At 71.0% G+C, this 11150-nt stretch carries 8 protein-coding genes; 4 read left to right on the forward strand and 4 right to left on the reverse strand.

The features are described from left to right. Window positions 1-629 (forward strand): ISL3 family transposase (locus N864_RS14300; RefSeq protein WP_034718046.1); only part of this gene is annotated, 629 nt, incomplete at its 5' end. Window positions 630-768: 139 nt separating this feature from the next. Beyond that, complete coding sequence (gene mobF, locus N864_RS14305) at window positions 769-6345, forward strand: MobF family relaxase (RefSeq protein ID WP_051518598.1); 5577 nt, start codon at window positions 769-771, stop codon at window positions 6343-6345. Between the two features lie 11 nt (window positions 6346-6356). Here mobF and N864_RS14310 read toward each other — a convergent pair whose 3' ends face one another. From N864_RS14310 to N864_RS14325, 4 genes are all read right to left on the reverse strand, one after another. Then, complete coding sequence (locus tag N864_RS14310; protein WP_155892950.1) at window positions 6357-7010, reverse strand: hypothetical protein; 654 nt, start codon at window positions 7008-7010, stop codon at window positions 6357-6359. Next, the gene (locus N864_RS14315) at window positions 7001-8461 is read right to left on the reverse strand and encodes a type IV secretory system conjugative DNA transfer family protein (protein ID WP_240474336.1); all 1461 of its coding nucleotides are present in this window, start codon (window positions 8459-8461) and stop codon (window positions 7001-7003) included. Before N864_RS14315 ends, N864_RS14310 begins: the two co-directional genes overlap by 10 nt. A gap of 11 nt (window positions 8462-8472) precedes the next feature. Next, entirely contained in the window at window positions 8473-8931 is a 459-nt protein-coding gene (locus N864_RS14320; RefSeq protein WP_034718050.1) for a hypothetical protein, read from the reverse strand. 195 nt (window positions 8932-9126) lie between these two features. Beyond that, entirely contained in the window at window positions 9127-10320 is a 1194-nt protein-coding gene (locus tag N864_RS14325; protein WP_162164533.1) for a hypothetical protein, read from the reverse strand. A gap of 112 nt (window positions 10321-10432) precedes the next feature. Between N864_RS14325 and N864_RS25075 the strand changes: the two genes are divergently transcribed. Further along, the gene (locus tag N864_RS25075) at window positions 10433-10816 is read left to right on the forward strand and encodes an antitoxin Xre/MbcA/ParS toxin-binding domain-containing protein (protein WP_162164534.1); all 384 of its coding nucleotides are present in this window, start codon (window positions 10433-10435) and stop codon (window positions 10814-10816) included. Between the two features lies 1 nt (window position 10817). Beyond that, on the forward strand, window positions 10818-11150 hold a 333-nt coding region (locus tag N864_RS24715; protein WP_155892951.1), incomplete at its 3' end, for an RES domain-containing protein.

The raw sequence follows: 11150 nt of genomic DNA on the forward strand, positions 1-11150 counted from the left end.
ACGTGTCCGCGGACGGCGCGGACTGGATCGCCAAAGTGGTCACCGACAGGTGCCCGGCCGCGGTGCGCTGTGCCGATCCGTTCCATGTGGTTGCCTGGGCCACCGACGCCCTGGACCAGGTACGTCGAGACGCGTGGAACACCGCGCGTGGCGCCGTGGACAAGCGCCGCGCGGGCCGCGCGAGCGGGCACGCGAAGGCCCTCAAAGGCGCCCGGTACGCGTTGTGGAAGAACCCCGACACGCTGACCGGGCGGCAGCAGGCGAAGCTGGCGTGGATCGCGCGTACCGACCCGCGCCTGTACCGGGCGTATCTGCTCAAGGAGGGCCTGCGGCTGATCTTCCGGCTGCCCTACGAGGAGGCCGTCGAGGCGCTCGAGCGGTGGATCTCCTGGGCCCGACGCTGCCGCATAGAGGCGTTCGTGGACCTGCAGCGTCGGATCGTCAAGCATCGCGACTCCATCCTCGCCGCGATCCAGCACGGCCTGTCCAACGGGCGGATCGAGTCGGTCAACACCAAGGTGCGCCTGATCACCCGCATCGCGTTCGGGTTCCGCTCACCCGAGGCCCTGATCGCCCTCGCGATGCTCAGCCTCGGTGGCCACCGCCCGTCCCTCCCCGGCCGGAAATGACCCACGGATCAGTCAGGAGAGCCCCGAAACTGCCAACCTCATGCGGCACACACCTCTTGCATACCCGGCGGCGGGTGGGCATTTGTCCACTGTGGGTTGACCGCCCAGGGTCGCCCCGCGCCTTCGGCATGGTGTGACGATGTCGATCCACAAGCTGACGACGGGGTCGGGGTATGACTACCTGACCCGGCAGGTCGCGGCCTTGGACACCACCGAAAAGGGGCACACCGGGCTGGCGAGCTACTACACGACTAAGGGTGAGTCGCCCGGTGTCTGGGTCGGGTGTGGGTTGGCTGGCATTGAAGGCCTCAGTGCGGGCGATGTCGTCACCGCGGGGCAGATGCAGGCCCTGTTCGGCTCGGGTCATCACCCGATGGCGCACGAGCGCCGCGCGCGGCTGGCCGCCGACGCGAGCGACGCGCAGGTGCAGGCGGTCACTCGGCTCGGGCTGCCGTACCGGGTCTACGAGCACGACGTCACCGCGTTCCGGGTCGAGGTGGCCAGACGGGTCGCCGCCGTCAACGCCGACGCGGGGCTCCCCAGGGACTGGCCGGTGCCTTTGAACGAGCGGGCCCGGATCCGCACCGAGGTCGCGACGGGATTCTTCCGTGCCGAGCACGGCCGGGACCCGGTGGACGCCCGCGAGGTCGCCGCGACGATCGCCAAGCATTCGCGGCCACAGACGACGGCGGTGGCCGGGTATGACTTGACCTTCTCCCCGGTCAAGTCAGTTAGTGCCTTGTGGGCGATCGCTTCGCCGGCGGTCGCGTCGCGGATCGAGCGGGCGCACCGGGCCGCGGTCCAGGATGCGCTCACCTTCATCGAAGGCCACGCCCTGTACACCCGGACGGGGACGAACGGCATCCGCCAGGTGGACGTTCAAGGTTTGGTGGCGGCCGCGTTCACCCACCGTGACTCGCGCGCCGGCGACCCGGACCTGCACACCCATGTCGCGGTGGCGAACAAGGTCCAGACGCTCGACGGGCGATGGTTGAGCATCGACGGGCGGGTGCTGTTCAAGGCGACGGTCGCCGCGTCCGAGACGTACAACACCGCCTTGGAAGCGCACCTACACACCGAGCTCGGGCTGCGCTTCCAGGCCCGGGACACCGCGGATGTCCGTAAGCGGCCGGTGCGCGAGGTGCTCGGCGTGGACCCGCGGCTGAACGCGCGGTGGTCGACCCGCCGGGCGAGCATCGAGGCCCGCCGGGGCGAGCTCGCGGAGCAGTTCCAGGCGACGCATGGCCGGCCACCGACGCCGATCGAGTCGATCCAGCTGGCCCAGCAGGCGACCCTCGAGACGAGGGAGGCCAAGCACGAACCGCGTTCGCTCGCGGAGCAGCGCGACACGTGGCGCGCCCAGGCGGTCGAGGTCCTCGGCAGCGCAGAGGCGGTGCACGCGATGGTTACCGGGACACTCGCCCGCCAGGTTGCGCGGCCTGTGGAGATCGACGGCGCGTGGGTCGCCGCGATGGCCGAGCGGGTCGTCGCGGCGGTCGAGACGCGCCGCGCCACGTGGCAGACCTGGCACGTCCGCGCCGAGGCACTCCGGCAGGTCCGTGCCGCGGACCTCCCCGACAGTGCCGACCCGGAAAGGGCCGTCGATCACATCGTGAATGCCGTCCTCACCACCCGCTCGGTGCCCTTGGTCCGGGGGAGCGACGACCTGGTCGAGCCGCCGCAACTGCGGCGCCGGGACGGCGCCAGCGTGTACTCGCTCGCCGGCGCGACCCAGTACACATCCGCGCGGGTGCTCGCCGCCGAGCGGCGACTCGTCACCTGGGCCGGCATCAAGGACGGGTATGCCGCCGGGCCGGTCAACGTCGAGCTCGCCCTGCTCGAGGCGGCCGCGAACGGCACCACCCTCAACCCGGGACAGGCCGCCCTGGTGCGGGAGATGGCGACCTGCAGTGCCCGCCTGGCTCTGGCGATCGCGCCCGCCGGGGCCGGCAAGACGACCGCAATGCGGGCCCTCGCCGCGGCGTGGACCGACGCCGGCGGCGACGTGATCGGGTTGGCACCGTCGGCCGCCGCGGCCGCCGCGCTGCGGGAGCACACCGGCGCCCATACGGACACGCTCGCCAAGCTCGTCTGGTCACTCCAGCAGCACGACCTGCCCGCCTGGGCCGAGGCGATCGGCCCGCGCACCCTCGTCGTGATCGACGAGGCCGGGATGGCCGACACCATCTCCCTCGACGCCGCCGTCGCGTTCGTCACCGGCCACGGCGGCAGCGTCCGGTTGGTCGGCGATGACCGGCAACTCGCCGCGATCGGCGCCGGCGGGGTGCTGCGCGACATCGAAGCCAGCCACGGCGCGACCCGGCTCACCGAGCTGATGCGGTTCACCGACCCGGCCGAGGGCGCGGCCTCCCTCGCGCTGCGCGACGGCCGCGTCGAGGCGCTCGGGTTCTACCTCGACCACGGCCGGGTCCACGTCGGGGACCTGGCCACCATGACCGACGCCGTGTTCACCGCCTGGCAGACCGACCGGCAGCACGGCGTCGACGCGATCATGCTCGCCCCGACCCGCGAGCTCGTCGCCGAGCTGAACCAGCGCGCCCGCGCCCACCGCCTCACCGACAACCCCAGCCACTCACTCACCACAAGAGAGCCTGCGAGCGAGCCGGGCGGCATAAGCGCGGTGCGGCTCGCCGACGGCAACGACGCCTCGGTCGGGGACCTGATCATCACCCGCGCCAACGAACGGCGGCTGCGGATCTCCCCCAGCGATTGGGTCAAGAACGGGGACCGGTGGACCGTCCTCACGGTGCGGGACGACGGCGCGGTCACCGCGCAGCACGCCCGGAACGGCCGGATCGTCACCCTCCCCGCCGAGTACGTCACCACATCCGTAGAACTCGGCTACGCCACCACGGTGCACGGCGCCCAAGGCGTCTCGGTCGAGGTGATGCACGGGCTCGCGACCGGGCAGGAGTCCCGCCAGCAGCTCTACACCATGCTGACCAGGGGCCGGGCCGGCAACCACGTCTACCTGCAGGTCGTCGGCGACGGCGACCCGCACACCGTGATCACGCCCGAGACCGTGTTCCCGGCCACCCCGACCGACCTGCTCGAGGCCATCCTCGCCCGCGACGACGCCCCCACCTCCGCGACCTCCCTGCTACGCGACCTCGCCGCCCCCGCGACGCGGCTCGGGCACGCCACCAGCCGGTACGTCGACGCCCTGTATGCCGCCGCCGACGACACCCTTGGACCGGACGTGAGCGCCGCCCTGGAGGACGGCGCGAACCAGCTCGCCCCCGGGCTCACCGGCGAGGCTGCGTGGCCGGCGTTGCGGGCCCACCTGCTGCTGCTCGCCGCCGCCGGCACCGACCCGATGGCTGCGCTGCGCGACGCGGCCGAGAGGCGGCAGCTGGACACGGCCACCGATCTCGCGGCGGTGCTGGACTGGCGCCTCGACGACACCGGGCTACGTAACGCCGGCCGCGGACCCTTGCCATGGACCCCAGCCGTTCCCGCCATGCTGGCGTCGCACCCGGCCTGGGGCGAGTACCTGGACCGCCGGGCCGACCTAGTCGCTGGCCTCGCCGAGCAAGTCCGCTCGGCCGTCGCCCCGGACACGGTGCCGGCATGGGCCGCCCACGCCGGTCACCGCGTCGAGCCGGCGCTGGTGGCCGAGGTCGCGGTGTGGCGCGCCGCGATGCAGGTGCCCGACACGGATCAGCGACCCACCGGGCCACGGCAGCTCGCGAAGGCGGCCGCCGTCTGGCAGCGGAGCCTTGACGCGAGGTTGACCGCCGGACACGGGGACGCCCTCGACGAGTGGGCTCCCCTGCTGACCCAGCTCGAGCCGCGGCTGGATTGGGACCCGTTCGCGCCGACGCTCGCCGCGCGCTTGGCCGCGCTGTCCCGGGCCGCGCTCGACGTGCCCGCCCTGCTGCGCGAGGCGACCGCGCCCGGGCCGCTGCCGGATGACCATGCCGCGGCGGCCTTGTGGTGGCGGATCAGCCACCACGTCGAACCGGCCGTCGCCGCCAGCCTCGACACCTCCGATGCGCTGACCGCGCCGTGGATCGACCAGCTCGTCGAGCAGGTCGGGCCGGACCGAGCCGACCAGATCCGGGCCAGCCAGTTCTGGCCGGCCTTGGTCACCGTGATCGACCGCGCCCTGCAACGCGGCTACCGGCTCACCGACCTGCTCGACACCGCCGGGCGCGACCTGGCCGGCAGCGACCTCGACGAGTGCCACGCCATGGTCTGGCGCCTCTCGGTGCTGACCGACCCTCCCCAGCCCGACACCGATTTCGCCGAGCCGGACCCGGCGCCGCCCGATCTGCTCGCCGATGTCGTGCCCCCGGCCGACGCACCGACCACCGCCGAATGGCAGGACTTCCTCCACGGACACCCCGACCCCGAGCCGGACCTGCCCGCCGTCACCGACGAGGAGACGACCACCTCGACGATCGAGGCGCAGCTGCGCCTGGACGCCCTCGTCCGCGACACGATGGGCCCACTGGATCCGACCGACACGGAGATCGAGCGGATTCTCGACCGCGCCCACGACTGGGACGACTGCCCCATCCCTCGGGACCGCATGGTGCAGGTCAATGAGCTCGCGACGACCTTCTACGAGTCGCAGTACCAGTACAGCTGGGCCCGCGACTATCTCGCGGCGCGGCTCGGCCAAGACCTTACCGGGCACCCCGACTACCGGCCCGGGTACGCGCCGCCCGGGTGGACAGCGCTGGTGGACCACCTGCGTGCGCTCGGGGTCACCGACGAGGAGATGATCACCACGGGCGTCGCAGGCGTGGCCCGCACCGGCCGGCTCATCGACCGGTTCCGCGACCGTGCCGTCCTGCCGATCATCCACGACGGCGACGTGCTCGGCTTCGTCGGCCGCCGCCATCCCGACCGCACCGATGCCGCCCACGCGGAACCGAAGTATCTCAACACCGCCACGACGGCGCTGTTTCACAAAGGAGCGCAGCTGTATGGCGCACTCCCCCACCTGCGCGACGCGGGCGCGGACCCGGTCTTGGTCGAGGGGCCTATCGATGCCCTCGCGGTCACCCTCGCCACCGCAGGCAGCCATGTCGGCCTCGCCCCGCTCGGCACCGCGCTCACCGAGGAACAGGCCCGGGAACTGCTCACCTACCAGGCGGCCCCCGTCATCGCGACCGACGCCGACCAGCCGGGCCGACGCGCCGCGGAACGGGCGTTCTGGATGCTGACCCAGCACGGCCTGGCGCCAACGGTCGCCCGGCTGCATGATGGTCTCGACCCCGCGAGCATGCTCGCCGAACAGGGTCCCGAGGCGCTCGTCGCGGCGCTCCAGGGTGCGCAGTCGCTCGGTGCAAGCCTGGTGCAGGAGCGACTCAATGGGGTTTGGCGACCGGGCCGGCTGGGGTCGGTGCTGGCCGTCATCGCGGCCCAACCGGCCGACACCTGGGAGTCAGACCTGCAACGGATCGCGAATCGGACCGGCACCGACATCGAAACCCTCCGGGGTGGCTTGGCTGCGGCGACCGGCGCCTGGAACGAGGATCCCCGGCGGGTCGCGGAGCAGCACTTCGAGCGCCTGCGGACTGTATCGACAAGGGCGGGTCAGCCGCGTGCGGTGCCGGCGCAGCGGCATACACGTGAAGGAGTTTCGGTGGAGGCTCCGCGGCTCGCGGCCCGCGCCCGCGCCGAGGAACGGCACGCCGCCGCGCGACCCGGTTCGGGCAGCGACCCCACGCACCGCGGGCGTTGAGTCCCGGCGGCTCACCAGTCGGCGTGCTCTTCGCGGATCTCACCGGTCTCCAGGTCCACGACCGAGAGTCTGCGACCGCCACGAGGTGACGTGTCGGCGTCGGCCCGGTCCGCTTCCCGGGCGAACGTCTCGGCCCGCTCCTTGCGGGCCTGCGGGTCGGTGTGGCGTGCATGTCGGCCCTTCGCCGGCCACGGTTGGTGGCCCTCGTCGCAGTGGCCCCGCAGCCGGTCCCGCATCCGGTCGATGAACCCGGGCAGGGTGTAGCGGTGCCAGTCCTCCAGCAGGTCGCTGCTGAACGCGGCGCCGGCGCGGCGGCGCTGGTCCGCGACGACCGCGATCTCGTGCACCAGGTGCGGATGCGCGGGCCAGCACGGTGGGATGACCGCGGCCGCGTCCCAGACGTACTCCCGGTTGAGCCATTCCACGACGGCGTCAAGCCACGCCCACACCTCCGCCCGCAGATCGGCCTCATGGCAGGTCGCCGGGTCCCACGGCCGGGGCAGCCTTGCCGGGTCGCCGAGGGCGCGGGCCTGCTGTTCGCTGCCGTGTCCGGCGAGGTTCAGCTCACGGTAGGCCAGCTTCGCCAGCGGCCCCACCTCCGGGAAGCCCGTGACGAGCAGCCCTGCCGTCGCGGTCGGCGGGACGCCGTCGGGAGTCACTCCCACGGGTCGGTGCTCTCCGCGGTCAGGCCCCTGCGGCGCGCCTCCGCGACGGCCTCGGCCGCCCGCGCCGCCGCGGTCGTCGTGTCCGCATGGCGGGCGGTGGTGAGGGCGTCGCGGGCACGGGCCCGGTCCCGCAGCAGCCGCTTGCCAGCCTTGCCATCGATGCACCGGGACAGCCGAGCGATGACCGGTCGGCCGTTCTCGGCGACGACGAGGGCGTGCCGGTCCGGGATCTGGCGCACCTCCTCGGGGCGCAGCACCGGGATGTCCTCGCCGGAGGTGGTGCGCCCACCGCGTGTCCCGGACTGCCACGAGGTGCGTCGCACCCGCGTCGTGCCGACCAGGTCGGAGACCTCCTGGTTGAACGCGGCGTCCTTGGAGCCGCCGAATATGACCAGCACGTTGGACAGCCCGAACAAAGCCCGGGCCTCCTGTTCCCCGAAGATCGCGGCGAGCTGCCGCCAGGTCTGGGCGGCGTAGATGAACGAGATCCCCAGGGCCCGTTCGTTGGCCATCCGGGTCCGCAACGTCGGCAGCGGCGCCGTCGACGGCAGCTCGTCGAGGCAGGCCAGCATCGGTGGGCAGAGCCGCCCCCACCGCGATCCGTTCGCCAGGGCCAGGGCGGTGTCCAGGACGTGTTCCGCGAGCGCGGTCATCAGCGGGGACGCCGACGCGTAGGGGTCCTCCCGGCCGAGTAGATAGATCGTCCCGTGCCGCGCGATCACCTCAGCGATATCCGTGGCCGGTCGACCGGGGCCGGGCACGCAGCGGCGGCGGATGTCGGCCTGGAAGAACAGGCTCATCGCCTGCTGCACGGTCGTGGCCGTGTTCCCGGCGGTGCGGTCATCGCCGTGCAGCGCGCCCTGCAGTAGCCCGTGCCAGAACGGCGCGGCGTGCGGGTGCTCGCGCAGGGTCTCGGCCGGCTCGGACGCCGCTTGGGGGTTGGCCACCCAGCGCAGCAGGTCATCCAAGGTGCGACCGGTCAAAGCGGCCGCGTGGAAGTAGGCCTGCAACACCTTCGCCGCTTCGGCCGCGTAGAACCGGGCCGCATCATCGCCGTGACCGTCCTGGACGGCGCCCTTGACGGTGCCCGCGGTGAACGCCTTCGCGCGACGCTCGGCGACCATCGGGTCGACACACCCGTCGACCGGGTCCCAGACCAGCTCTGGAACCCCGGGTGCCAGCCCAAACGGGTCGAGCACGACACACGGCCGTCCGCGGCTCGACCGTGCAGTCAGGGTGAGCAGGAGGTCGTCCAGCTTGGTCAACGTCACCAAGGCCGCGCCCTCCGCCGCGAGCAAGGCAGGACTGAGCAGGTCCAGTGTTTTGCCCGAACCCTGCGGGCCGATCACGCCGGCGGTCCGGTCCCACGGCACCCACAGATCCCCGGTGCGCGGTTCATGCCCGCGCCCGAGCGGCCATCCGATGGCGCTTGGGTCGATCGACCGCGCCACGGTGACGCTCCTCATCTCTGACCTCCCGTCTTGCCGTAGAGGTCGGGCCGGACAATCCGGGCATGGCGGCGAAGCCGCGAACGACCCAACAGGCGCTCAGCCTCGGACCGGGTCGCCAGGCCCTGGACCCGTTGCGGGCCCCATCGGGCTAGCCCGAACTTCAAACCGGCGAGCGAGCCGATCAGCAGGAAAGTCTCGACGACGGCCACGCATGTCCACATCAGTGAAGCCGGCGCCAACGGACCTTCGACTCGGGCCAAACCGGCAGCAAAGTCACCACCCACGAAAGCCGGCAGGCTGACGAACAGATGCTCACGATCGGGAAACCCCCACCACCCGCCGGCAACCAGGTTCGCCACGCCACGACCGACATGCAGTCCCAGCACCACGAGCACCGTGAAGGCAAGAAGAATCCCGGCCGGCACCTCCCAAGTGATCGGGTAGGGATCCTGCCGTCGTGCATGTTGCATCCGTCAGCCTCCTCGATCTCACTCCACGTAAGGCGAGAGACAGCGGCTGGCGATCAGCTGGACAACCACGGGCCGTCTCGCACAGCAGCTCCTCACGCGATGACGGTCAATCGCGGCGATAAGACGCGGGTCCAGAACGCACGACTCGCGGCAGATGAGGGCCTCCGTGGACCCGCCCATCCTGCAGGGTGGAGCTCAGGCAGCTGGTCGCCGCGAGATGGTTTGACGTCTGTTGTCAGCGACCGCGAGGACCGCGAGAAGGGTCTCGGTCCTCACCTTCACATTGAGTCCAGTGCGGTCGGCGTACTTGTTTATCCGCTGCGCGAGGTCGAGCCGAGCTCTGGCGTCAGCGGCGACCTGTTGCCACCTCCACGCCGGCGAAGCTGGCGCCGACACCCGGGTCAGCGCCTCGCGCCGAGCCTTGATCGTGTGACTTCGCGTGTCACTCAGGAGGGCATCTCTGCCCTGAGGGCAGCAGGAGAAGTTGGTGCAGGTCAGTTCGGCCGCGAGGCGTTGGTTCGCGATCAGGGCCTCTACGGAACGCTTGCGCAGGCTCCGTCCCAGCGCAGACAGGTACACGGGCCGAGGTCCGAACCCAGATGGGGGCCGTCGGTGCTGGCTCATAGAGGAGGGCAGGTCACAGCGTTCACGCCATCCGATGCCGCACTCGTACCCGAGGGCCCCGCCAGCCACCGCAGCCTCGCCGAGGGCGCCCTGCTGCCAGGCGATGACGGGAGCGAGCTTGGTGATGCGTCGGATCGTGGCAATCATCGTGACCAGCCGGGCATCGGGGTGAACCCCTGCGTCGACTTTGGAGGCGGCCAAGGCCACCTCCGTAGGAGTTACGTGCTTCAAGGTGCGAAGGAGGCGGGCCAGCCCTTCCGGCCATGTCGGGCGGTCGAGGAGCCGCCAGCCAAGGGCGATGACGGCGATCACTGGCAGCCGAAGTCCCTTCTTCCTGATGTGTTCGACGGAGGCGTTCCAGAGCGCCCGCTGCACCGGTATCCAGCCGCCCTCGACTCTCTCGATGTGCACGTACGGGAGGACGATGGCGGTGGCGTCGTGCTCCAGTTGGTAGTCGATCACAGCCGCGGCCAGGTCTGCGGCTACGGCTGGGCGCATCAGATCGGCCGGCGTGAGGACGTGGCCGTGTGCGAACGGCAGTGACACCCAAGGGTCGGCCGGGTGCTGGTAGTCCTGAAGGTAGTGGGTCTGGGGATCGATGATGAACGGGATGCCTGCCGCCAGGGCGGCAGCTCTGATCCGTGGCTCCGCATGCGCGACGTGCGCATCGACGACCACCCGGTCAGGCCGCCCATCGTTGGCCTGCAGCACGCGTTGGATCAGCGCAGCATCCTGCGTGCCGACCCGGATCAGCAGTTCAGCCATGTCCATGCCTCCATCTGGCGCACTACCCGGGAGTAGCGTAACACGAGACGCAACCCGACCCGCAAGGACCTCGCTGGTTGACACGAAAGATTCAGGGCATACTATCTGCAGCATGGTGAAGCGCGCGGAGGCTAGGGAGACGGCAACCCCGCATATGGCTAAGCAAGACAACGTGTCGTTCATGAGACTGGTCGACGACGTCACCGAGACGGTCATTCCGCAGAGTGACTTCGCTCTGGCTGTGGGCGCGTCCGAGCGGACGGTCCAGAACTGGTCGAGCGGTCAAACCAAGCCCCGCGGGGACGCGGTCAGGCGCGTCCTGGACCTGGTCTACCTGGTGAAAGAACTGCGAGAGGTGTACACCGACGAGGGCATCCACATCTGGCTCCAGTCGCGAAACCGGAACCTGAACGGTCGCCGACCGCTCGATCTGCTCGGTGCCGGCCAGATCGACGAAGTTCTCGACGAGGTTCAGCGCGTAGTGGGGGGCATGTGACATGGACGGCCTCGCCGCTCGGCTAGCGGAGCTGGAGCGGTCCAGCGAACGCGGCGAGTGGCAACGCCACGTGGCCATGTCTCACGTTGCAAGAGCCCTCGAGGGCCGACAGGCCGACGGACGATGGGGAACCAAATCCGGGTACCCAGTCCTCTACCTCGGACGCCCGACGGCGTCCGTTGTCGTGGAGGCCTACCGTCACCTGGTTGACCCCATTGAGTTCGACAGCGTGGACGACCGAGAACGATTCCTGGCCTCACTCCAGCCACGCGCTCTGGTGACATGCTCGCTCGAGGTCAACAACCTCCTCGATCTGCGGTCGCTAGGAGCACGC

Source organism: Intrasporangium chromatireducens Q5-1, from assembly GCF_000576575.1.
Lineage (GTDB): Bacteria > Actinomycetota > Actinomycetes > Actinomycetales > Dermatophilaceae > Intrasporangium_A > Intrasporangium_A chromatireducens.

What these genes read in the sequence shown, in the direction of transcription:
- N864_RS14320 (WP_034718050.1), bottom strand. Translation starts at nt 8,931, where the DNA reads ATGCAACATGCACGACGGCAGGATCCCTACCCGATCACTTGGGAGGTG.
- mobF (WP_051518598.1), top strand. Translation starts at nt 769, where the DNA reads ATGTCGATCCACAAGCTGACGACGGGGTCGGGGTATGACTACCTGACC.
- N864_RS14325 (WP_162164533.1), bottom strand. Translation starts at nt 10,320, where the DNA reads ATGGCTGAACTGCTGATCCGGGTCGGCACGCAGGATGCTGCGCTGATC.
- N864_RS25075 (WP_162164534.1), top strand. Translation starts at nt 10,433, where the DNA reads ATGGTGAAGCGCGCGGAGGCTAGGGAGACGGCAACCCCGCATATGGCT.